Origin of the sequence: Micromonospora palythoicola (assembly GCF_036689795.1) — a bacterium.
In the GTDB taxonomy this organism is placed as follows: Bacteria; Actinomycetota; Actinomycetes; order Mycobacteriales; family Micromonosporaceae; genus Micromonospora; species Micromonospora palythoicola.
The window spans coordinates 83,412-105,367 of record NZ_JBAGKI010000016.1; the positions used below are offsets into that span (position 1 = coordinate 83,412).

The 21,956-nt window shown below is 70.2% G+C and carries 21 protein-coding genes and 1 pseudogene; 20 read left to right on the plus strand and 2 right to left on the minus strand.

Translation table 11 applies throughout. The features are described 5' to 3' along the window. Positions 1-13: 13 nt before the first annotated feature. The 17 genes and pseudogenes from rplF (at position 14) to truA (ending at position 11,147) form a co-directional block, all read left to right on the plus strand. Positions 14-556, plus strand: coding sequence for a 50S ribosomal protein L6 (gene rplF, locus V5O40_RS10145; RefSeq protein WP_093403620.1), 543 nt, complete (start codon positions 14-16; stop codon positions 554-556). Beyond that, positions 553-942: a 50S ribosomal protein L18 gene (rplR, locus tag V5O40_RS10150; protein WP_093403621.1), complete on the plus strand. Its 390-nt coding sequence runs from the start codon at positions 553-555 to the stop codon at positions 940-942. The genes rplF and rplR overlap by 4 nt, the downstream gene beginning before the upstream one ends. Positions 943-976: 34 nt before the next feature. Then, complete coding sequence (gene rpsE, locus V5O40_RS10155; RefSeq protein WP_137776512.1) at positions 977-1,591, plus strand: 30S ribosomal protein S5; 615 nt, start codon at positions 977-979, stop codon at positions 1,589-1,591. Then, positions 1,591-1,773, plus strand: coding sequence for a 50S ribosomal protein L30 (gene rpmD / locus V5O40_RS10160; RefSeq protein ID WP_018784560.1), 183 nt, complete (start codon positions 1,591-1,593; stop codon positions 1,771-1,773). The genes rpsE and rpmD overlap by 1 nt, the downstream gene beginning before the upstream one ends. Beyond that, a complete protein-coding gene (rplO, locus tag V5O40_RS10165; protein ID WP_164447881.1) occupies positions 1,773-2,216 on the plus strand; it encodes a 50S ribosomal protein L15 in 444 nt (147 codons plus the stop codon). Before rpmD ends, rplO begins: the two co-directional genes overlap by 1 nt. 233 nt (positions 2,217-2,449) lie before the next feature. After that, a complete protein-coding gene (gene secY / locus V5O40_RS10170) occupies positions 2,450-3,772 on the plus strand; it encodes a preprotein translocase subunit SecY (RefSeq protein WP_269738308.1) in 1,323 nt (440 codons plus the stop codon). Continuing rightward, a complete protein-coding gene (locus V5O40_RS10175) occupies positions 3,773-4,426 on the plus strand; it encodes an adenylate kinase (RefSeq protein ID WP_164447879.1) in 654 nt (217 codons plus the stop codon). 88 nt (positions 4,427-4,514) lie between these two features. Then, positions 4,515-5,366 carry a type I methionyl aminopeptidase gene (map, locus tag V5O40_RS10180; RefSeq protein WP_332905215.1) on the plus strand — a complete coding sequence of 284 codons (852 nt, stop codon included), beginning with the start codon at positions 4,515-4,517 and terminating at the stop codon, positions 5,364-5,366. A gap of 102 nt (positions 5,367-5,468) precedes the next feature. Continuing rightward, a pseudogene (locus V5O40_RS10185) lies at positions 5,469-5,987 on the plus strand (DUF1707 SHOCT-like domain-containing protein); the annotation flags it as partial. 325 nt (positions 5,988-6,312) lie between these two features. After that, positions 6,313-6,534 carry a translation initiation factor IF-1 gene (gene infA / locus V5O40_RS10190; RefSeq protein WP_007073013.1) on the plus strand — a complete coding sequence of 74 codons (222 nt, stop codon included), beginning with the start codon at positions 6,313-6,315 and terminating at the stop codon, positions 6,532-6,534. Positions 6,535-6,625: 91 nt separating this feature from the next. Then, positions 6,626-6,739 carry a 50S ribosomal protein L36 gene (gene rpmJ, locus V5O40_RS10195; protein WP_012184307.1) on the plus strand — a complete coding sequence of 38 codons (114 nt, stop codon included), beginning with the start codon at positions 6,626-6,628 and terminating at the stop codon, positions 6,737-6,739. A 214-nt stretch (positions 6,740-6,953) separates the two neighbouring features. After that, on the plus strand, positions 6,954-7,334 hold the full coding sequence (gene rpsM, locus V5O40_RS10200; protein WP_093403631.1) for a 30S ribosomal protein S13: 381 nt from the start codon (positions 6,954-6,956) through the stop codon (positions 7,332-7,334). 132 nt (positions 7,335-7,466) lie between these two features. Continuing rightward, positions 7,467-7,874, plus strand: coding sequence for a 30S ribosomal protein S11 (gene rpsK / locus V5O40_RS10205; protein WP_013288613.1), 408 nt, complete (start codon positions 7,467-7,469; stop codon positions 7,872-7,874). 13 nt (positions 7,875-7,887) lie between these two features. After that, on the plus strand, positions 7,888-8,514 hold the full coding sequence (gene rpsD, locus V5O40_RS10210; protein WP_093403633.1) for a 30S ribosomal protein S4: 627 nt from the start codon (positions 7,888-7,890) through the stop codon (positions 8,512-8,514). Between the two features lie 96 nt (positions 8,515-8,610). Further along, entirely contained in the window at positions 8,611-9,633 is a 1,023-nt protein-coding gene (locus tag V5O40_RS10215) for a DNA-directed RNA polymerase subunit alpha (protein ID WP_013735931.1), read from the plus strand. A 34-nt stretch (positions 9,634-9,667) separates the two neighbouring features. Further along, entirely contained in the window at positions 9,668-10,228 is a 561-nt protein-coding gene (gene rplQ, locus V5O40_RS10220; RefSeq protein ID WP_332905217.1) for a 50S ribosomal protein L17, read from the plus strand. A gap of 88 nt (positions 10,229-10,316) precedes the next feature. After that, positions 10,317-11,147: a tRNA pseudouridine(38-40) synthase TruA gene (truA, locus tag V5O40_RS10225; protein WP_332905218.1), complete on the plus strand. Its 831-nt coding sequence runs from the start codon at positions 10,317-10,319 to the stop codon at positions 11,145-11,147. 35 nt (positions 11,148-11,182) lie between these two features. On the opposite strand, the gene V5O40_RS10230 is transcribed toward truA, so the two are convergent. Next, the gene (locus V5O40_RS10230; protein ID WP_332905219.1) at positions 11,183-12,280 is read right to left on the minus strand and encodes a hypothetical protein; all 1,098 of its coding nucleotides are present in this window, start codon (positions 12,278-12,280) and stop codon (positions 11,183-11,185) included. 122 nt (positions 12,281-12,402) lie between these two features. Between V5O40_RS10230 and V5O40_RS10235 the strand changes: the two genes are divergently transcribed. From V5O40_RS10235 to V5O40_RS10245, 3 genes are all read left to right on the plus strand, one after another. Continuing rightward, positions 12,403-13,008, plus strand: a complete 606-nt coding sequence (locus tag V5O40_RS10235; RefSeq protein WP_332905220.1) for a class I SAM-dependent methyltransferase — start codon at positions 12,403-12,405, stop codon at positions 13,006-13,008. A gap of 47 nt (positions 13,009-13,055) precedes the next feature. After that, positions 13,056-14,735: an ABC-F family ATP-binding cassette domain-containing protein gene (locus tag V5O40_RS10240; RefSeq protein ID WP_332905221.1), complete on the plus strand. Its 1,680-nt coding sequence runs from the start codon at positions 13,056-13,058 to the stop codon at positions 14,733-14,735. Between the two features lie 67 nt (positions 14,736-14,802). Further along, positions 14,803-15,753, plus strand: coding sequence for an aldo/keto reductase (locus tag V5O40_RS10245; protein WP_332905225.1), 951 nt, complete (start codon positions 14,803-14,805; stop codon positions 15,751-15,753). A gap of 69 nt (positions 15,754-15,822) precedes the next feature. Here V5O40_RS10245 and V5O40_RS10250 read toward each other — a convergent pair whose 3' ends face one another. Further along, entirely contained in the window at positions 15,823-21,627 is a 5,805-nt protein-coding gene (locus V5O40_RS10250; protein ID WP_332905222.1) for a ThuA domain-containing protein, read from the minus strand. Positions 21,628-21,956 lie beyond the last annotated feature (329 nt).

The window sequence follows — 21,956 nt, forward strand, 5'->3', positions numbered from 1 at the left end:
GAGACAGGTAGAAATGTCGCGTATTGGACGTAAGTCGATCCCGGTGCCATCCGGAGTCGACGTGACGATCGACGGCCGGACCGTCAAGGTCAAGGGCCCCAAGGGCGAGCTGTCGCACACCCTGGCCGAGCCGATCACCATCGAGCGGGCCGAGGACGGGCAGCTGAGCGTCAACCGCCCGAACGACGAGCGCAAGGCCAAGGAACTGCACGGCCTGAGCCGTACCCTGGTCGCCAACATGATCGTCGGGGTCACCGAGGGCTACCGTAAGAGCCTGGAGATCGCCGGCACCGGTTACCGGGTCACCGCCAAGGGCAAGGACCTGGAGTTCGCGCTCGGGTTCTCGCACCCGGTGCAGGTGCAGGCGCCCGAGGGCATCACCTTCACGGTGGAGCGGCCGACGCTGTTCCACGTGGCCGGCATCGACAAGCAGCTCGTCGGTGAGGTCGCCGCCAACATCCGGAAGATCCGCCCGCCGGAGCCCTACAAGGGCAAGGGCGTGAAGTACCAGGGCGAAGTCATCCGACGCAAGGCCGGAAAGGCAGGTAAGAAGTGAGCGCCACGCTGCTCAAGCGCCGCCGCGGCGTCGCCGCCAAGCGTGCCGTCGGGCGGGCGCGGCGGCACTTCCGAGTGCGCAAGAACGTCAGCGGCACCGCCGCGCGTCCCCGCCTGGTGGTCACCCGTTCGCTGCGGCACATCGTCGCCCAGATCGTGGACGACACCAAGGGTCACACCTTGGCGTCGGCCTCGACCCTGGACGCCTCGGTGCGCGGCACGGAGGGCGACAAGAGCGCCCTGGCTGGCAAGGTCGGCACGCTGCTGGCCGAGCGGGCCAAGGCCGCGGGCATCTCCAAGGTCGTCTTCGACCGCGGCGGCAACCGGTACGCGGGGCGGGTAGCCGCGCTCGCCGACGCCGCCCGCGAAGCCGGGCTCGAGTTCTGACAATCCCCGTCACGAGAGAGAAGGAAGGCTGCTGATGCCAGGTCAACAGCGCCGTGGCGGCGGGTCCGGTGGCAACGAGGGTGGTCGCCGCGACAACCGCCGTGAGGGCGGCCGCGGAAACGCGCCCGCCGAGAAGACCCCGCACCTCGAGCGGGTCGTCGCGATCAACCGCGTCGCCAAGGTCGTGAAGGGTGGTCGTCGCTTCAGCTTCACCGCCCTGGTGATCGTGGGCGACGGCGACGGCACCGTCGGCGTGGGTTACGGAAAGGCCAAGGAGGTGCCCGCGGCCATCGCCAAGGGCGTCGAGGAGGCCAAGAAGCACTTCTTCAAGGTGCCGCGGATCGGCTCCTCGATCCCGCACCCGGTGCAGGGCGAGGACGCCGCCGGGGTGGTGCTGCTCAAGCCGGCCTCCGCCGGTACGGGTGTCATCGCCGGTGGCCCGGTCCGTGCCGTGCTGGAGTGCGCGGGCATCCACGACGTGCTCTCCAAGAGCCTGGGCTCGTCGAACCCGATCAACATCGTGCACGCCACCGTGGCCGCGCTGAAGGGGCTGGAGTCCCCGGAGGCCGTTGCCGCGCGGCGGGGCCTGCCGGTGGAGGACGTCGCGCCGGCGGCCATGCTGGCCTCGCGGGCGGAGGTGGCGTCCTGATGGCACGTCTCAAGGTCACCCAGGTCCGTTCCGAGATCGGGACCAAGCGCAACCAGCGGGAGTCGCTGCGTTCGCTCGGTCTCAAGCGGATCAATGACGTGGTGGTCAAGGAGGACCGGCCCGAGATTCGCGGCATGATCTTCACGGTCAACCACCTCGTGAAGGTCGAGGAGGTCGAGTAATGACGATCAAGGTCCATCACCTGCGTCCGGCGCCGGGTGCCAAGACCGCGAAGACCCGTGTGGGTCGCGGTGAGGGCTCCAAGGGCAAGACCGCCGGTCGCGGTACCAAGGGTTCGAAGGCCCGGAAGAACATCTCGGCGGCGTTCGAGGGTGGGCAGATGCCCATTCACATGCGCCTGCCGAAGCTGAAGGGCTTCAAGAACAAGTTCAAGGTGGTCTTCCAGGTCGTCAACCTGGACCGCCTGGCCGAGCTGTTCCCCAACGGTGGCCAGGTCGGCCCGACCGAACTGGTCGAGGCCGGCGCGGTCCGCAAGGGACAGCCGGTGAAGGTTCTCGGCACCGGGGACCTCGGCGGGGTGGCACTTCAGGTGTCGGCGCACGCGTTCAGCGCGTCGGCCAAGGAGAAGATCACCGCCGCCGGTGGTTCGGTCACCGAGCTGTAGGGCTGTTTCACCCATGGCGCCCGCCAGTTGATCCCAGCTGGCGGGCGCCATGGTCTACAACGGGCCTGTCCGCCCGGTAACATCGGATTCGGTTTATGTAGCCGGGCACATCTGCCCGGACCGGGATCGGGCTGTTAGAGTCCCTTCCCAGCCATGGATATCGGGCACTTGCCCGGAACCCACCCCGACCCGCCAGGGACGACCGGCGGCCCGCCTCGCGCAGGAGGAAGAAGTTGCTGTCCGCCTTTCTCAGTGCGTTCCGTACGCCTGACCTGCGCAAGAAGCTGCTGTTCACAGTCGGCATCATCGCGATCTACCGGCTCGGCGCCACGGTGCCCAGCCCGGGCGTCTCGTACGGCAACGTGCAGAAGTGCCTGGAGTCCATCGAGGGCTCGACCGGCGTTCTGAACCTGCTCGACCTCTTCTCCGGCGGCGCGCTGCTGCAGCTGTCGATCTTCGCGCTGGGCATCATGCCCTACATCACCGCGTCGATCATCCTGCAGCTGCTGACGGTGGTCATTCCCCGGCTGGAGCAGCTCCGCAAGGAGGGCCAGGCCGGCCAGGCGAAGATCACCCAGTACACCCGCTACCTGACGCTGGGGCTGGGTGTCCTCCAGGCCTCGGCGTTCGTGGCGCTGGCCCGCTCCGGGCAGCTGTTCAACAACCAGTGCAACGAGGAGATCATCCCGACCGGCACCGGCATCCCGGACTGGCTGACCCTGTCCATCCTGGTGATGACGATGACCGCCGGCACCGGCATGGTCATGTGGCTCGGTGAGCTGATCACCGACCGCGGCGTCGGCAACGGCATGTCCGTCCTGATCTTCACCTCGATCGCGGCCCGGCTTCCCAGTGAGGGCTGGCGGATCAAGGAGAGCCAGGGCTGGTGGAAGTTCATGCTCGTCATCGCCCTGGTGCTGGTGGTCATCACCGCGGTCACCTTCATCGAGCAGGCGCAGCGCCGCATCCCGGTGCAGTACGCCAAGCGCATGATCGGCCGGCGGATGTACGGCGGTACCTCGACCTACATCCCGCTCAAGGTCAACCAGGCGGGTGTGATCCCGGTCATCTTCGGTTCCTCGCTGCTCTACCTGCCGCAGCTGGCGTTGCAGTTCTTCGACCAGAACGACCCGGGCAAGACCCAGGCGTGGATCCAGAACAACCTGGTCGACCCGACCAGCCCGATCTACATCGCGGTCTACTTCCTGCTGATCATCTTCTTCACGTACTTCTACGTCTCGATCACGTTCAACCCGACCGAGGTCGCGGACAACATGAAGAAGTACGGTGGCTTCGTGCCGGGCATCCGCCCTGGCAAGCCGACCGCCGACTACCTGGACTTCATCCTCAGCCGCATCACCCTGCCGGGTGCGCTGTACCTCGCGATCATCTCGATCCTGCCGAACTTCTTCTTCATCTGGCTCGACCGGCAGCAGTACCTCAACTTCCCGTTCGGTGGTACCGCTGTGCTGATCATGGTCGGCGTGGCTCTGGAGACGAGCAAGCAGATCGAGAGTCAACTGATGCAGCGGAACTACGAAGGGTTCCTGCGGTAGATGAGACTGGTTCTGGTGGGCCCGCCGGGTGCGGGCAAGGGCACACAGGCGGAGTTCATCGCCGCGCACCTGTCCGTGCCGAAGATCTCGACCGGCGACATCTTCCGGGCCAACGTGTCCCAGGGCACCCCGCTCGGCGTCGAGGCCAAGCGGTACATGGACGCCGGCAAGCTCGTGCCGGACGAGGTCACCATCAACATGGTGCGCGACCGACTCGCTGAGCCCGATGCCGCCGAGGGTTTCCTGCTCGACGGGTTTCCCCGGACCACCCCGCAGGCCGCCGCGCTGGACAAGCTCCTCGCCGATCTCGGTACCGCGCTGGACATCGTGCTCGAACTGGTCGTCGACGACGACGAGGTGATCCGGCGGCTCTCCGGCCGGCGCACCTGCCGGGGCTGCGGCAAGATCTGGCACGTCGAGTTCGATCCGACCAGCCGGGAGGGCATCTGCGACCGGTGCGGTGCAGAGCTGTTCCAGCGGGACGACGACAAGCCGGAGACCATCGCGGCGCGGCTGCGGGAGTACGCCGAGAAGACCGCGCCGCTCGTGGACTACTACGGTGCGCAGGGCAAGCTGGTCGGCATCGACGCCACCGGCCCGGTGGAGGACGTCACGGTACGCGCCATCGACGCTCTTCGCTCGTACGGGGGCTGAGGTCGGCCGGCAGCCGGCCGGATAGAGTGCGGACAGCGGGGTACGCGGGTCGTACCCCGCTGTTTCGGCAAGGAAAGGTAGCGCCTCCATGCGTCGTCCCCAGCTGGACATCCAGCTGAAGACCCCTGAGCAGATCGAGAAGATGCGTGCCGCCGGCCTCGTGGTCGCCGAGGCGCTGCGCCGGATGCGGGAGGCGGTCGCTCCCGGCGTGAGCACCGCCGACCTGGACGCGATCGCCGAGACGACGATCCGTGGGGCGGGAGCTGTTCCGTCGTTCAAGGGTTACCACGGCTTCCCGGCGTCGATCTGCTCCTCCGTGAACGAGCAGATCGTGCACGCGATCCCGTCGCCGGAGCAGGTCCTCGCCGACGGTGACCTGATCTCGATCGACTGCGGCGCGGTGCTCGACGGTTGGCACGGCGACGCGGCGATCACGGTCGGCGTGGGCGAGGTCGACCCGGCGCTGCTGCGGATGGCCGAGGTCGCCGAGGACGCGATGTGGGCGGGCATCGCCGCGGCCGCGCGCGGTGCCGCCAGCGGCAAGGGTCGGCTGACCGACATCTCGCACGCGGTGGAGCGCGCGGTACGCAAGGCGGGCCGTTACGGCATCGTCGACGGCTACGGCGGCCACGGCATCGGCACCGAGATGCACCAGGATCCGCACGTGCTCAACCACGGCCGGCCGGGCAAGGGTCCCCGGCTGGTGCCGGGGCTGGCGCTGGCCATCGAGCCGATGATCACGATGGGTTCGCCGCGTACCGCGGAGCTCGCCGACGGCTGGACCGTCGTCACCCGCGACGGCTCCCGGGCCGCGCACGTCGAGCACAGCATGGCCCTGCTGCCCGACGGGGTGTGGGTGCTCACCGCGTTCGACGGCGGTCGAGCCCGCCTGGGCGACCTGGTCACCGCTCGCCAGCCGAGCACCACGCCGACCACCTGACCGGGGGCAGCGGCGGCGACGACGGCTGCCGCGGCGCGACGGCCGACAGGGCGGCGCTGGCCGGGCGGTGGCATGCTTGCCGGCATGGACGAGCGGGACGCGATGCGGGCAGCGGACTCCGACCGGCAGGCCGTCGCCGACCGCCTCCGGGTCGCCCTCGACGAGGGCCGACTCGACCTGCACGAGTACGACGACCGGTTGCAGCGGGCCTATGCCGCGCGCACGTACGCCGAACTGGATGCCCTCGTCGGTGATCTGCCGGCGCCCCCCGGTGCCGAGCTGCCGGAGCCTCGGGGCGCGAGCGTCCCGGTGCCGGCCGAGGCCGGGCGCGGGCTGACCGCGCGCTGGCTGGTCGAGGTCTGGGAACCCTGGCTGAAGGTGGTCGGGATCGTGGTGGCCGTCTGGGCCGTGACGTCGCTGGCGGCCGGGGACGCGCTCTACTTCTGGCCGGGCTGGGTCGCGGGCCCGTGGGGCGCGGTCGTGTTGGTGCGTACCGTCACCGGGCTGGCCAGCGGTGAGCCCGCGCGGTGGGCGGCGGAGCGGGAGCGCCGCCGGCGGCGGAAGGCGGAGAAGCGGGCGCTCAAGCGGGAACGTACGGGCCTGGGCCGGCAGCAGCCGGATGCCATCGGCCCGGCGGCGAGCACCGAGCCCGACGCAGCCACCGGGGCCCCGGTGCGCGAGCCCGACCAGGGCCCTGACCGGGGCGATGTGGGCTGAACGTCCGATTTCCTGGACCCGGTCGAGCTCAGGTGGCCGGTCGGTTTGGCGACGGCGTGGAGGCGGGCGTACACTTTCTGATCGGCGCGCAGCGTCCACTCTGCCATGCCCACCAGCGCTTCGGTGGGACGCGGAGCCGCGGCTGGCGCGGGAAGCCTGATCTTGGTCAAGCCCCCGTGTAAGACGTTGTGAGCCGTCCGGAGCAACCGACGTCAGGACAGCGGAGGACATGCCGAAAAAAGACGGAGCCATCGAGATCGAAGGTCGGGTCATCGAGCCCCTGCCGAACGCCATGTTCCGGGTGGAGCTCGCCAACGGCCACAAGGTGCTGGCTCACATCAGCGGCAAGATGCGGCAGCACTACATCCGCATCCTGCCGGAGGATCGGGTCGTCGTCGAGCTCTCGCCGTACGACCTGACCCGCGGGCGCATCGTCTACCGCTACAAGTAAGCCTGACGACGGCCGGGAAACGTCCCGTGTCCGTCTTCGACGTCCGGTCTCGCGCCTCGCGATGCCGGGCCAGATGGGAAGTAAGGCAACCGTGAAGGTCAAGCCGAGCGTCAAGAGGATCTGCAACAAGTGCCGGGTGATCCGCCGGCACGGCCGGGTCATGGTCATCTGCACCGACCCGCGCCACAAGCAGCGCCAGGGCTGAACCAGCCCACACATCACACATGCTCGTCCCAGCCGCGAGCGGTGCGCAGCGCGTACTCCGTCGTGGTTGACCCCCGGTCGAAGGCCGGGGCCCGCTCGGGCAGCGACCGATCCCGGTCGCCGGCGCCATCGGTGCCGGAAGGACAGGGACGGCCGGTAGCGGGGTGGGACGGGTCCACACCTTCGCCAGCACACCACGAGGAGTACGCCCGCACATGGCACGTCTAGTCGGCGTCGACCTTCCCCGCGAGAAGCGGATGGAGATCGCGCTCACCTACATCTTCGGCGTGGGCCGCACCCGCGCCCTGGAGACGCTCAGCGCCACCGGCATCTCGCCGGACAAGCGCGTTCGGGACCTCACGGACGAGGAGCTGGTCCAGCTCCGGAACCACATCGAGGCCAACTACAAGGTTGAAGGCGACCTGCGCCGCGAGGTCGCCGCTGACATCCGCCGCAAGGTCGAGATCGGCTGCTACGCCGGCATCCGGCACCGCCGGGGCCTGCCCGTGCGTGGCCAGCGGACCAAGACCAACGCGCGGACCCGCAAGGGCCCGAAGCGGACCGTCGCCGGCAAGAAGAAGCCCGGCAAGAAGTAATAGTTCTTAAACCGGAATGCTGGTCGTTCTCCGTCGAGGTAGGGCGGGCTCCAACTGGAACCGGTGTCTACCTGATCAACGGGGCTAACAGCCAGATCCGATCGAGAACCTTATTCAGGAGCGCACAGACTTATGCCACCGAAGGCTCGTGCCGGAGCCGCCGTCAAGAAGGTCCGGCGCAAGGAACGCAAGAACGTCGCCCACGGGCAGGCGCACATCAAGAGCACCTTCAACAACACCATCGTCTCGATCACCGATCCGACTGGTGCCGTCATCTCCTGGGCCTCGTCCGGCCAGGTGGGCTTCAAGGGCTCCCGCAAGTCGACTCCGTTCGCCGCGCAGCTGGCCGCCGAGGCCGCCGCGCGTCGGGCCATGGAGCACGGCATGCGCAAGGTCGACGTGTTCGTCAAGGGTCCCGGCTCCGGCCGGGAGACCGCCATCCGTTCGCTGCAGGCCGTGGGCCTCGAGGTCGGGCAGATCTCCGACGTCACCCCGCAGCCGCACAACGGGTGCCGTCCGCCGAAGCGTCGTCGGGTCTGAGAGGTAGAGAGAGATGGCTCGTTACACCGGTGCTGACTGCCGCCGTTGCCGGCGGGAGAAGATGAAGCTGTTCCTCAAGGGCAGCAAGTGCGATGGTCCGAAGTGCCCGTTCGAGTCCCGGCCGTTCCCGCCCGGGCAGCACGGCCGCGGCCGCACGAAGGAGACGGAGTACCTGCTCCAGCTCCGTGAGAAGCAGAAGGCCCGTCGTGTGTACGGCGTGCTGGAGAAGCAGTTCCGCGGCTACTACGAGGAAGCCGTGAGCAAGAAGGCCAAGACCGGCGAGGTGCTGCTGCAGATCCTCGAGTCGCGGCTGGACAACGTGGTCTACCGGGCCGGCTACGCCAAGTCCCGGGACATGGCCCGTCAGCTGGTCAAGCACGGTCACTTCACGGTGAACGGCAAGAAGGTCGACATCCCGTCGTACCGCGTCAAGGAGCACGACATCATCGAGGTCCGGGGCAAGAGCAAGGAGCTCACCCCGTTCATCGTGGCCCAGGCCGAGGCCGGCTCCAAGACCGTTCCGGCGTGGCTGGAGGCGATCCCCAGCCAGATGAAGGTCCTGGTGCACTCGCTCCCGGCCCGACAGGTGATCGACACCCAGGTCCAGGAGCAGCTGATCGTCGAGCTCTACTCCAAGTAGGAGCTCGTTGCGGTGGCCCGCCCGGCCGGGCGGGCCACCGGAACAGTTTGTGTCGTGGGCGTCATATGGCGGGCGCCCCGGAAGAGAAGAGAAGACATGCTCATCAGCCAGCGACCGACCCTCTCCGAGGAGTCGATCAACGAGACCCGGTCCCGGTTCACCATCGAGCCGCTGGAGCCGGGCTTCGGCTACACCCTGGGCAACTCGCTGCGGCGTACGCTGCTGTCGTCCATCCCGGGTGCGGCCGTCACCTCGATCAAGATCGACGGTGTGCTGCACGAGTTCACCACCATCCCCGGGGTCAAGGAGGACGTGGTCGAGCTCGTCATGAACATCAAGGAGCTGTGCGTCAGCTCCGAGCACGACGAGCCGGTCAGCATGTACCTGCGCAAGCAGGGACCGGGCGACGTGACCGCGGGTGACATCCAGCCGCCGGCCGGCGTCTCGGTGCACAACCCGGACCTGAAGCTGGCCACCCTCAACGGCAAGGGCCGGCTCGACATGGAGCTGACCGTCGAGCGGGGGCGTGGCTACGTCACGGCGGCGCAGAACAAGCAGGCGGGCGCGGAGATCGGCCGGATCCCGGTCGACTCGATCTACTCGCCGGTGCTCAAGGTGACCTACCGGGTCGAGGCGACCCGGGTCGAGCAGCGGACGGACTTCGACCGGCTGATCATCGATGTCGAGACCAAGCCGTCCATGGGCCCCCGCACCGCACTGGCCTCGGCAGGTTCGACGCTGGTGGAGCTGTTCGGGCTGGCCCGTGAGCTGGACGAGACCGCCGAGGGCATCGACATCGGCCCGTCACCGCAGGACGCGCAGCTGGCGGCGGACCTGGCCCTGCCGATCGAGGAGCTGGACCTGACCGTCCGCTCCTACAACTGCCTCAAGCGCGAGGGCATCAACTCCGTTGGTGAGCTCATCGGGCGTACCGAGGCCGACCTCCTCGACATCCGCAACTTCGGCCAGAAGTCGATCGACGAGGTCAAGATGAAGCTCGCCGGGATGGGTCTCGGGCTGAAGGACTCGGCCCCGAACTTCGACCCGGCGCACGTCGTGGACGCCTTCGGCGAGGCCGATTACGACACCGACGACTACCGCGAGACCGAGCAGCTCTAGTCCGCGCTGCCGCCACACCTGAGGAGCACCAAGCATGCCCACGCCCACCAAGGGCCCCCGCCTCGGCGGCAGCCCCGCGCACGAGCGGCTGATGCTGGCCAACCTGGCCACCGCGCTGTTCCAGCACGGCAAGATCCAGACCACCGAGACCAAGGCCCGGCGGCTGCGTCCGCTCGCCGAGCAGCTGATCACCAAGGCCAAGCGGGGCGACCTCGCGTCGCGCCGCCGGGTGCTGACCGTGGTCAAGGACAAGGACGTGGTCTACGCCCTGTTCGACCAGATCGCGCCGCGGTACGCCAACCGCAACGGCGGCTACACCCGGATCGTGAAGACCGGTCCGCGCAAGGGCGACGCCGCGCCGATGGCGATCATCGAGCTGGTCGAGGAGCTTCAGGTCGCCGAGCCGAAGGCGAACAAGAAGACCGCCGGTCGTAAGGCCGCTCAGCAGGACAAGGTCGAGGCGCTGGCGCCGGCCGACGAGGCTCCCGCGACCCGGTCGGGCGACCAGGACGCCGAGCCGCCGCAGTCGGCCTCCGGTGACACCGCCGCTGCCCGCGAGGACAGCGACCTGGCCACCGAGGAAGGCAAGGCCTGACCAAGGCCGGTTGAACAGGCCCTGAGGCCGTTGTCGGGCCCGGCATCCCCACGGGGGTGCCGGGCCCGATTCGTCGAGGAGGTACCACGTGGACGAGCGCACCCGGGTGCGACTGGACGTCGCGTACGACGGCACGGCCTTCTCCGGCTGGGCCGCCCAGCCGGGGCGGCGTACGGTCGCGGGAGTGCTCGCCGAGGCGCTGGATCTGGTGCTCGGCGCCGGTGTCGCGGCCGGCCTGACCGTCGCCGGCCGCACCGACGCGGGGGTGCACGCCAGCGGGCAGGTCTGTCACCTGGACCTGCCCGTCGACGTCTGGCGGGCGCACGAGGGGCGGCTGCTGCGCCGGCTGGCCCGGCTGCTCCCGACCGACGTGCGGGTGCGGGCGATGGGTGCGGTGCCGGCCAGCTTCGACGCCCGTTTCTCGGCGACCTTCCGCCGCTACGAGTACCGGGTGACCGACGCGCCGTGGGGTGCTGACCCGCTGCGCCGGCACGAGACGCTGGCCTGGCCCCGGGCGCTCGACCTCGACCGGCTCGCCGCCGCGGCGGCCGGGCTGGTGGGGGAGCACGACTTCGCCGCGTACTGCCGGCGCAAGGAGAACGCCACCACCCTGCGGGAGGTGACCAGGCTGGACTGGCGGCGGGACGCCGACGGGATCCTGGTCGCCACCGTGCAGGCCGACGCGTTCTGTCAGGCGATGGTCCGTAGCCTGGTCGGTGCCATGCTGGTCGCCGGCGACGGTCGCCGACCGGTCCGGTGGCCGGCCGACCTGCTGACCCGTCGGGAGCGGGCCAGCGAGGTGACTGTGGCGCCGGCGCACGGGCTGACCCTGGTGGCGGTCGGCTACCCGGACGATCCCGCCGAGTACGCGCGCCGGGCCGAGGCGACCCGACGGCTACGGGTACCCGCCGACAGTTGAGCCGTCGGCCGCGCCTCCCGTCGTCGGCGGGCCGGTCAGTCCTCGGTGGACTCGTCCTGGCTGCCGGTGTCGTCGGCGGGTTCCCCGGTCGGCTGGCTGGCCGTGCCGCCTTCGGCCCGCCGCTCCAGTACGCCCTGGTTGAGGTGCTGTTCGAGCATGTCGAAGAGGATCTCGCGGACACCGGTGTCACCGGATCGGATGGTGGCGCCGTCGGTGCGGGCGACCACCGCGTAGGCGATGTAGTGGCCGCGTACCTGCCAGCCGACCCGGGCCGGTGCGGTGGCGACGACCTCGGTGCCGTCCCCCGCCGCCATGCCGCGGAAGCGGCCCTGTCGCTCGTCGAGCAGCTGGCGGATCCGGTCCCGGGCCCGCTCGGCGCTGGACCGGTCGGTGAGGTTGAACAGTCCCGCGGTGACCAGGTGGTCGCCGTCGGGTGCGCGGAGGGTGGCCCGGACGACCTGGTTGCAGCCGAGCCGGACCAGCAGTTCCGAGACCTCGCCGGTGGCGGCCACCGCGCAACTGGCGCTGGACTGGGTGCGGAGCACCTCGTAGCCGTTCTCGCCGTCGCCGACGGTCAGCGTGCTGGCGGGGAAGACCTCGCGGGCGGTGAGCGGCGCCTGGTCGGTGTCCCGGGAGTCGAGGTCACTGGCCTCGGCGGGCACCGTGTCACGGGTGGTGTCCGGTGCGGCGCTCGGCGCGGCCTGCTGACCGATCAGGGTCCGACCGTCCAACAGGGTCGCGGCGGTGAGCCCGCAGAGGGCGAGCAGCACCAGCGCCGCGGCACCGCCGACCAGCACCTGCCACGCGCGACCGCCACTTCGGCGGGGCGGCGGCGCGACGGTCGTCGTGCCGGGGTCCGGCGGTGCCGCCGCCACGCCGACCGGCGCCGGCTCGCCGAACCCGGGCGGCACCGCGTCGTACCGTGGTGCCGGCTCCTGCTGCGTGGCGGGGAACGCCTCCCGTGGTGGCGCCGACGACGGCAGAATGAGCTGGTTCGGACGGGCCAGCGACGGGGTGGGGAAGCGCGACGGGGACGGCCCGGCCGGAGGCGGCGGGCCGGGCGAAGCGGCCTCGGGCTCGTCGTCCCGGTACGGGACGTGTGCGTCCTCATCGGAGTCGTACCGATACACCATGTCGTCCAGAGTAGGGATGTTTATCCCTTTAGTAGGTATTTTGCGGAAACGTGGTTGATGAACGTGTCGGAGTGACCGCCGCACCGTCGGCCCGATCCCCACTCGGTGCGAGAATGTCCCGCGTGACCGGGGACCACTACTTCACCGCCGAGCCGAACGCGCCCGCCCAGGCGCGCGAGGTGCAGTTCACCGTCGCCGGCCGCGACTACACGCTGGCCTCGGCGGCCGGAGTCTTCTCGGCCACCCGCCTCGACCCGGGCACCGCGGTGCTGCTGCGCAAGGCCGAACTGCCGGACGCCGCGGCAGCCGGCGATCTGCTCGATCTCGGCTGCGGGTTCGGCCCGATCACCTGCGTACTCGCCACCGTCGCGGTGACGGCGACGACCTGGGCGGTGGACGTGAACGAGCGGGCCCGGCAGCTGACGACCGAGAACGCCACCCGGCTCGGCCTGTCCGACCGGGTACGGGTGAGCGCACCCGAGGAGGTGCCCGCCGACCTCCGTTTCGCGCAGATCTGGTCCAACCCGCCGATCCGGATCGGCAAGGACGAGCTGCACCAGCTGCTGTCGCGCTGGCTGCCCCGGCTCGCTCCGGACGGGGTGGCCTGGCTCGTGGTGGCCCGCCACCTCGGCGGTGACTCGTTGCAGCGTTGGCTGGTCGAGCAGGGCTGGCAGGTGGCTCGACAGGCCAGTCAGAAGGGTTTCCGGGTGTTGCGCGTCACCCGTTGACCGGGTAATCGGTTGGCCCGGCGGGCCGGCTCGGGCAGGATGCCCGCGTGGGATACGTGGACGTGGCGGCGGTCGGGCATGTGCTGCCCGACGGGCGGGAACTCTTCGCCGACGTGTCGTTCCGGGTCGGCGAGGGCGCCAAGGTGGCGCTCGTCGGGCCGAACGGTGCGGGCAAGACGACGTTGCTGCGGATGGTCGCCGGTGACCTGCCGGTGCGGACCGGCGCGATCGCGCGCACCGGTGGACTGGGCGTCATGCGCCAGTTCATCGGCATGATCGGCGACGAGTCGACGCTTGCCGACCTGGCCCTGTCCCTCGCGCCACCGCCGCTGCGCGACGCCGGTCGGCGGCTGGCCGAGACCGAGGCGGCCATGCGCGAGGCCGAGCTGCGCGGCAAGTACAGCACCGCCGCCGGCAAGGCCCAGCTGGCGTACGCAGACGCGTTGGCGGCCTGGGGCGAGACCGGCGGGTACGACGCCGAGGTGCTCTTCGACACCGTCGCCACCATCGTCCTCGACCTGCCCTGGGACACCGCCCGGCAGCGCCCGGTCCGGACCCTCTCCGGCGGGCAGCAGAAGCGCTTCGCCCTGGAACTGCTGCTGCGCGGCCCCGACGAGGTGCTGCTTCTCGACGAGCCGGACAACTTCCTCGACGTGCCGGGCAAACGCTGGTTGGAGGCACGGCTGCGGGAGTCGGCCAAGTCGGTGCTCTACGTGTCGCACGACCGGGAGCTGCTGGCGCACACCGCCGACCGGGTGGTCGCGGTGGAGGGCGGCAGCGCCTGGGTGCACCCGGGCGGCTTCGCCAGCTGGCACGCGGCGCGGGTGGCCCGCCACGCCCGCCTCGACGAGCAGCGCAAACGGTGGGACGAGGAGCACCAGAAACTGCGCGAGCTGATGCTGATGTACAAGCAGAAGGCCGCGTACAACGACGGGATGGCCTCGCGTTACCAGGCGGCACAGACCCGGTTGCGCAAGTTCGAGGAGGCCGGGCCGCCGCCCGTACCGCCGAAGGAGCAGGACATCCGGATGCGGCTGGCCGGCGGACGGACCGGCAAGCGCGCGTTGGTGTGCGAGCAGCTGGAGCTGGACGGCCTGACCTATCCGTTCGACCTGGAGCTGTGGTACGGCGACCGGCTCGCGGTGCTCGGCGCCAACGGCACCGGCAAGTCGCATTTCCTGCGGCTGCTGGCCCGGGGCGGCACGGACCCGGACCCGGCGAACGGCCCGGTCGACGGCGCGGCGGCGCTGGCCCCGGTGGCGCACGACGGGGTGGCCCGGCTCGGCGCGCGGGTCCGACCCGGCCACTTCTCCCAGACGCACGACCGGCCGGAGCTGATGACGCGGACGCTCGTGGAGATTCTCTGGCGGGGCGACGAGCACCGGGCCGGCATGGATCGGCACGCGGCCATGGCGGCGCTGTCCCGGTACGAGCTGGCGGGGCAGGGCGACCAGCGCTTCGGCACCCTCTCCGGCGGGCAGCAGGCCCGTTTTCTGGTGCTGCTGCTGGAGCTGTCCGGCGCGACCATGCTGCTGCTGGACGAGCCCACCGACAACCTCGACCTGGCCTCGGCCGAGGCGCTGGAGGCCGGGCTCACCGCGTTCTCCGGCACGGTGGTGGCGGTCACCCACGACCGCTGGTTCACCCGTACCTTCGACCGGTTTCTGCTTTTCCGGGGCGACGGTGAGGTGGTCGAGACCGACGAGCCGGTCTGGGACGTGGCCTGACCACGGCCGGCCGCGGTCGGCCCTGCGGCCGCCTGACCGGGCGACATATGGTGATCTGGTGAGTGAGATGACCTATCGCCGGTTGGGCGACTCCGGGCTCGTGGTGTCCGTCGTGGGGATCGGCTGCAACAACTTCGGCCGCAAACTCGACCCGGACGGCACGCGCGCGGTGGTCGACGCGGCCCTCGACGCCGGGATCAACTTCTTCGACACCGCCGACATCTACGGCGAGCCGCACGGCGCCTCGGAGGCGCAGCTCGGCGCGGCGCTCAAGGGCCGCCGGGACGAGGTGGTGCTGGCGACCAAGTTCGGCATGTCGATGGCCGGCAGCAACGGGCGGGACTTCGGGGTACGGGGCTCGCGGCGGTACGTGATCCGGGCGGTCGAGGCGTCGCTGCGACGGCTGGACACCGACCACATCGACCTGTACCAGTTCCACGAGCCGGACCCGGGCACCCCGATCGACGAGACGCTTTCCGCGCTGGACGACCTGGTCCGCGCCGGCAAGGTGCGGTACCTCGGCAACTCCAACTTCGCCGGCTGGCAGATCGCCGACGCCGACTGGACGGCGAGGAGCCGGGGACTGACCCGCTTCGTCAGCGCCCAGAACCATTACAGCCTGCTCAACCGGGACGCCGAGATCGAGGTGCTGCCGGCCTGTGACCGGTTCGGGTTGGGCATGCTGCCGTTCTTCCCGCTGGCCAACGGGCTGCTCACCGGCAAGTACAAGCGGGATGAGGCGCCGCCGGCCGGCAGTCGCCTGGCCGGCGGCGGCCGGTACGCCCAGCGGCTCGCCGCCGCCGACTGGGACACCATCGAGGGCATCGAGGCGTACGCCGCGCAGCGGGGCGTGCCGATGCTGCACGTGGCGATCGGTGGGCTGGCCGCCCAACCGGCGGTCACCTCGGTCATCGCCGGAGCCACCACGCCGGAGCAGGTGCGCGCCAACGCCGAGGCCGGCGCCTGGCAACCCACCGAGGACGACCTGAAGGCACTCCGCACGGTGCTCGACAGCTGACCGGAACGTGGCGGGGCCCCGCCCGGCGGCTGCCGGACGGGGCCCTGTGTGCACACCTGGAACTGTCGGTCAGAGGCGACGCCCCGGGGCCAGGCGGGTGGGGTCGTCGCCGAGGCGGCCGGCACCCTTGACGGACTCGCCGTCGTTGGCGCGTACGCCCATCTTGCTGGCCGCGCCACCGAGCCGGACGATCATGGCGTCGGCGTCCCGGATCAGCACGTCCCGGATCTCCGCCTCGCCAACCAGTTCGGCGTCGCCGGCCAACGTCCGGAACGCGGTGAGCTGGTTGATCGCCCGTCGGTCGTTGCCTTCCGCCTCCGCCGTACGGGCGTTGGAGAGCCGCTTCGACAACTGGTTGTACGCCTTGTTGGAGAGCCGGCCCGTCGCCTTGAACCGGTCCAGCAGGTTCTGCATGTCCCGGAACGAGGTGGTGACGAAGAAGCGGACCGACGTGGTGGTGGCGTTGCCCGCCTTGTCGGTCGCCGTGACGGTCAGCTCGTGCAGGCCCAGCGGCAGCTCGTACATCGCCTGGAGGGTGCCGCTGACGTAGGGACGGTCGTCGAGCTGACCGACCACGGTCGCGATGCCCGAGGTCGGGTCGACCGCCTGCCAGGACACCCGGACGTCCTGGCTGTCACCGTAGAGCTGGCCGTCGGCGATGCCGGAGACCAGCAGCGTCGGCTTGGTGCCGTCGATGCGTACCACCGCCGCCTTCAGCGACTCGGCGTTGCCGGCGGTGTCGGTGGCCCGGTAGAGCAGCTCGTGGTCCCCGTCGCCGCTGATCTCGACCGGCTCGGTGTACGGCGTCCAGTCGCCACCGTCCAGCGACCACTCCAGCAGCGCCACCCCGGAACCGGCGTCGGTCGAGGTGAGCACCACCGGGACGGTCCCGTCGTGCCAGCCCTCGTCGTTCGCTGGGGCGAACGTCGCGGTGCTGACCGGCGCGGTGGCGTCGATGCGGACGGTGACCGCCTTCGTCTCCTCCACGTTGCCGGCCTCGTCGACGGAACGGAACCGCAACTCGTGCTCGCCGTCCCCGGCCACCGGCACCGGTGCGGTGTAGGCGGTCCAGTCGGTGGCGTCGTCGAGCTGGTACTCGGTGCGCGCCACCCCGCTGCCACCGTCCTCGTCGACGGCGGTCAGGGTGACCGTCGCCGGACCGGTGAGCCAACCCTCGACCGGGGTGCCGGACACCTCGGCCGTGGTGATCGGCGCGGTGTCGTCGTCCGGTCCGGCCTCGGTGGAGAACCGGAAGTAGTCGAACGACGCCGACTTCGAGGCGGTCTGGTTGCCACTGAGGGTGAACACGCCCACCTTCGGGGTGGCCCCCACGGCCGCGTTGGTCAGCTCGGTCAGGGCCGTCCAGGTGGTGCCGTCGGCCGAGTACGATCCGGTGAAGGTGTCACCGGCGCGGGCCAGCCGCAGATACCACTCGGCCGAGGTCAGGTTCTCCGCACCCGGCTGTGGATCCTGGATCGTCCCGTCGATCTCGCTGCGCAGCTCGATCCGCCGGGACACCGGCTGGCCGGCCTGGTTGTCCACCACGAAGTCGAACTTCAGGTAGTTGTCGTCGTCGCCGTACACGATCAGGCCGGCCTGCTGGTACTGCTCGTCCAGCAGACTGCCGTCGATCTTCGTCTCCATCGTCCAGTCGCCGCTCGGCGCGTTCTGGAGGATGAAGTTCGTCGGCCCGGTGTTGTTGGTGCCGTAGATGTCACCGTTGGGCACGTCGATGTGCAACGAACCACCGCTGACCCGGTAGGCGCTCAGGTCCTCCCGGAGGATCGCGTTCCACCGGCACTTGTCCAGCGAGATGCCGGTGAACTCGTCGGACGGGTCGACCGGGCCGGCCGGCTCGTCCGGTATCACCTGGAACCAGTCGAACGCGGCGTCCACCACGGGCGCGTCGGTGCCGCCGTTGAGGGCGAACAGGCCGATCCGCGGGTTCTCGATGCCCTCCAACGCGGCGGAGCGACCGACCGGGGTGAAGGTCTGGCCGTCGGCCGAGAGCGCGGCGGTCAGGCTGGTGCCGTCGCTGCTCACCCGCAGGTAGACGGTGTCACCGGCCGGTGCGTCGGTGCTGTCGGCACCCTCGTTGCGTGGGGTGCCGGCGGTCTCCCGGATGAACTCCACCCGGCGGCTGCCGTTGTAGAGCAGGTCCACCTTGGCGTAGTTCTCGTCGTCGCCGTAGACCAGCAGGCCGGCCTGCTGGTAGTTGGCCGTCACCGGCAGGGTGACCTTGGTGGTCGCCTGCCAGGCTCCCGACGGTGCCGGCTGGAGCACCAGGTTGGTGGCGTCGTTACGGCTGCCGTAGAGGTCACCGACCCCGGTGGGAAGTCGCAGCGCGCCGTCGGAGACGGACAGGAGCTGGTTCTCCCGCACCACACTGGTCCACCGGTCGCGGTCGAGCGTGTCGCCGTCGAAGTTGTCCGAACGTGCCCCGAGGCACGACGTGTTCGGCGAGTCGACCCGGACCGGCACGGTCGCGTACGACCGGGCACCACGGCTGTCGGTCACCGTCAGGGTGGCGGTGAAGTTGCCTGGTGCGTTGTACGTGTGCTCGGCCTGGAGCGTGTCCGCCGTGCCGCCGTCACCGAAGTCCCACTCGTACGTCAGCGGGGTGTCACCCTCGGGGTCGGTGGCGGTGCCGCCGAACGCGATGGTGAGCGGTGCGGTGCCGGTGGCCGGCGTGGCGGTCGCGGTGACCGCCGGCGGCGCGTTGTCGGTGACGCCCCTACCGACGAAGTCCGCCCAGTTGACGTTGAACAGCGACCCCGCGCCGCCCGCCGGATCCTGGGCGACGAAGTACAGCGAGCCGCTCGCCGCACCGGTCACCGGTGCGGTGACGTCGGTGTAGGTCTGCCAGTCGCCGGTGCCCGGCACGGTCGCCGAGGCGACCACCGGACCGTCGACCGCGCCGGCGCGTACCTCGATCACGCCGCCGCTGGTCGCCGACGCGACCCGGAACCGGATCTCGTCGATCTCGGTCAGGTCGGCAGGTACGACCGACCACCAGTCGCCGTCCTCGATGGCGCCGATGTTCTGGCCGCCGCCGGCGGAGTCGCCGCCGGTCTCGCGCACCACGCCGGGGTCGCCGCCGCCGGTGCCGTCCTCGGTCCGGCCGGTAGCGGTGAAGTACTCGGCCTGCTTGCGCTTGGGCTGGAGGATCTCGATGTCCCGGCCGGTCAGCGGGTCGGCGTCACCGGAGCCGCCCTGGTCGGTGTAGGTGGCCTCCAGGACGGTGAAGACGTTCGCCTCGGCGCCGTGCCCGGCGGCGAGCTGCGTCTGCACCGTGCCGGTGCAGCCGGTGTGCTGCTCCAGCGGGTGAGCGTGCTCGTCGTGGCCGAGCAGGACCTGGAGCTGGACGTCGGCACAGTCGATCTCGCCGTCCTCCGGGTCGGTGACCGTGATCGTGTACTTGACCTGGTCGCCCCAGTTGAAGAAGCCACCGTCCGGCGGGAACTCGATCTCCACGGTCGGCGCGGTGTTGCCGACGGTGATCGGCACGTTCGCCACCGCCGTACGGCCCTTGGGGTTGGTGACGGTGAGTTGGGCGGTGTAGTTGCCCGGCTCGGCGTACGTGTGGGTGGGGTTGGCCTCGGTGGAGGTGCCACCGTCGCCGAACGTCCAGGCGTAGGTGAGCGCGCCCCCGTCGGGGTCGCGCGAGCCGGCGCTGGAGAAGGTCACCTCCAGCGGTGCCTGCCCGGAGGTGGGCTCGGCGTTGGCCACCGCGATCGGCGCCCGGTCACCGGCGATGTAGTCGATCCGGTAGACGCCGGAGTTGTCGTTGTTGCCGCCGAAGCCGCTGCCCCACTCGATCAGGTACAGCGCGCCGTCCGGACCGAACTCGAAGTCCATCGGGCGGATGAAGGACATCCCGGTGAGCAACTGGTTGATGTCGACCAGCTCGGTGCCGTCGGCGGAGACCTGCATCGTGTACATCTTCGACTGGTTCCACTCGCCGAGCAGCGCCTTGCCGTCGTAGTACGCCGGCCACTTGCGGTCCGAGTCGAGGTCGGCGTCGTACCGGTAGACCGGGCCGCCCATCGGCGCGCCACCGCCACCGATCTCGGGGTAACGCGGGTCACCGCCGTAGCCGTAGTCGACCGTGGCCGGGATGGCCGGCGGCAGGTTGGTCAGGCCGGTGTTGTTCGGCGAGTTGTTCACCACGGCGGCGCAGTCGAACTTCGGACCGCTCGGTCCGGACGGGAACTGGTAGTCGTTGTACGCCTCGTTGGTGCCCGTGCAGTACGGCCAGCCGTAGTTGCCCGGTTCGGCGACGATGTTCCACTCGACCAGGCCTTCGGGGCCCCGGTTCGGGTTGTCCGACGAGGCGTCCGGGCCGTAGTCGGCGACGTAGAGGGTGTCGGTGGCCGGGTCGATGCCGATCCGGAACGGGTTGCGGAAGCCCATCGCGTAGATCTCGGGCCTGGTCTGCGCCGTACCCGGCGGGAAGAGGTTGCCCTCCGGGATGGTGTACGTCCCGTCGTCCTCCGGGTGGATCCGGATCACCTTGCCGCGCAGGTCGTTGGTGTTGCCGGAGGTGCGCTGCGCGTCGTAGTCGGCGCGTCCGGGCCGCTCGTCGATCGGGGTGTACGCGTCCGACGAGAACGGGTTCGTGTTGTCCCCGGTGGCCAGGTAGAGGTTGCCGGCGGAGTCGAACGTCATGGTGCCGCCGGCGTGGCAGCAGGTGTTGCGCTGGGTGTCGACCTGGAGCACGACCTCCTCGGTGGCCGCGTCGATCGAGTCACCGCTCACCGTGAACCGGGAGAGCAGGTTGCGCGCCACGCCGTCGTTCGGGGCGTAGTAGAGGTACACCCAGTTGTTGGTGGCGAAGTCCGGGTCGAGCCGGATGCCGATCAGGCCGTCCTCGTTACCGGTGAAGACGTCGAGGTCGATCGCGGTGACCGTGTTGCCGGTGTCCGGCTTGACGATCTGCACCCGGCCGTCGCGTTCGATGTAGAAGACCCGGCCGTCGGGCGCGATGTCCAGCTCCATCGGGTTGCTGGTGTTGCTGTCCAGCGTCACCTTCTCGAAGCTGGCGGTCAGCGACGCCCCGCAGTCGGCGCCCTGGATCCCGGCGGCGGTGCGGATGCCGCCGAGCAGGTGGGTGCGGAACTCCGGTTCGGCGTACGACTCGTCGGTGTGGCCGCCGCCGGTGTACCAGGCCCGGCCGCCGTCGTAGTCCTGGCACCAGGCGATCGGGTGGTCGTGCCCCATCGCGCCGGAGCCGGGGTTGTAGCTGGTCTCGTCGAGGGTGGCCAGCACGTGCACCGAACCGCGCGGGTTGGTGCGGTAGTTGTACCACTCGTCGAACCGGGACCAGCGTCCCGGCAGGTGGGCGGTGGAGGGGTGAGCCGGGTCCTCCACCTTGACCGTGGCCTGCTGGTTGGCCGGGTGGCTGTTGAAGTACGCCCCCACCAGTTCCCCGTACCAGGTCCAGTTGTACTCGGTGTCGGCGGCGGCGTGGATGCCGGCGTAGCCGCCACCGGCCTGGATGTAGCGCTCGAACGCCGCCTGCTGGTCGGCGGTCAGCACGTCTCCGGTGGTGGAGAGCCAGATGACGGCCCGGTACTGAGCGAGGTTCGCGTCGGTGAACGCGGCACCGTCCTCGGTGGTGTCGACGGTGAAGCCGTGCTCGACGCCGAGTTCCTGGATGGCGGCGATGCCGGTGGGGATGGAGGCGTGGCGGAAGCCGGCGGTCTTGGAGAAGACCAGCACCGAGAACGTCTCGGCGGCGGCCTCCGGAGCCGCCTGGGCGACGGGGGCGGGCGCGGCCTGGGCGGCTGGGGCCGCGAAAAGCATGGTCGCGGCGAGGCCGAGGGAGAGAACGGCGGCGGTCAGGGGTGCGCGGGCACGAGGTGTTCGGGGCACTCCGGTCTCCTTTGTCCTTGCTGGACAGGGGTCACGGGGTCGGCCCGCCGAAGACCGTCCCTGATGGAGCCGGTCCGACCACCTTGCCGAAGGGTGCCGGGCCAGCATTTATGTCGAGTCGCTGAACAAATTAGTTCCGCTGGAACGATTAATGGCAAGACTTCAATGGATAACGTTTCGGTAAACGCAAGCGACATTCCCGTACAGCCTGCCCAAAGCGCTACGAGCGCCGGCCCCCCCCACGGACAGAGGTGCGGGCCGGGGGATGGGGGGCGGCGAGGCGGGGCCCCAACCCCGGCGGGAGGCGGGAGGAGTCGGACGGGGCCGGC

What these genes read in the sequence shown, in the direction of transcription:
- rplF (WP_093403620.1), top strand. Translation starts at nt 14, where the DNA reads ATGTCGCGTATTGGACGTAAGTCGATCCCGGTGCCATCCGGAGTCGAC.
- rpsE (WP_137776512.1), top strand. Translation starts at nt 977, where the DNA reads ATGCCAGGTCAACAGCGCCGTGGCGGCGGGTCCGGTGGCAACGAGGGT.
- rpmD (WP_018784560.1), top strand. Translation starts at nt 1,591, where the DNA reads ATGGCACGTCTCAAGGTCACCCAGGTCCGTTCCGAGATCGGGACCAAG.
- rplO (WP_164447881.1), top strand. Translation starts at nt 1,773, where the DNA reads ATGACGATCAAGGTCCATCACCTGCGTCCGGCGCCGGGTGCCAAGACC.
- V5O40_RS10175 (WP_164447879.1), top strand. Translation starts at nt 3,773, where the DNA reads ATGAGACTGGTTCTGGTGGGCCCGCCGGGTGCGGGCAAGGGCACACAG.
- map (WP_332905215.1), top strand. Translation starts at nt 4,515, where the DNA reads ATGCGTCGTCCCCAGCTGGACATCCAGCTGAAGACCCCTGAGCAGATC.
- infA (WP_007073013.1), top strand. Translation starts at nt 6,313, where the DNA reads ATGCCGAAAAAAGACGGAGCCATCGAGATCGAAGGTCGGGTCATCGAG.
- rpsM (WP_093403631.1), top strand. Translation starts at nt 6,954, where the DNA reads ATGGCACGTCTAGTCGGCGTCGACCTTCCCCGCGAGAAGCGGATGGAG.
- rpsK (WP_013288613.1), top strand. Translation starts at nt 7,467, where the DNA reads ATGCCACCGAAGGCTCGTGCCGGAGCCGCCGTCAAGAAGGTCCGGCGC.
- rpsD (WP_093403633.1), top strand. Translation starts at nt 7,888, where the DNA reads ATGGCTCGTTACACCGGTGCTGACTGCCGCCGTTGCCGGCGGGAGAAG.
- V5O40_RS10215 (WP_013735931.1), top strand. Translation starts at nt 8,611, where the DNA reads ATGCTCATCAGCCAGCGACCGACCCTCTCCGAGGAGTCGATCAACGAG.
- rplQ (WP_332905217.1), top strand. Translation starts at nt 9,668, where the DNA reads ATGCCCACGCCCACCAAGGGCCCCCGCCTCGGCGGCAGCCCCGCGCAC.
- V5O40_RS10230 (WP_332905219.1), bottom strand. Translation starts at nt 12,280, where the DNA reads ATGGTGTATCGGTACGACTCCGATGAGGACGCACACGTCCCGTACCGG.
- V5O40_RS10245 (WP_332905225.1), top strand. Translation starts at nt 14,803, where the DNA reads ATGACCTATCGCCGGTTGGGCGACTCCGGGCTCGTGGTGTCCGTCGTG.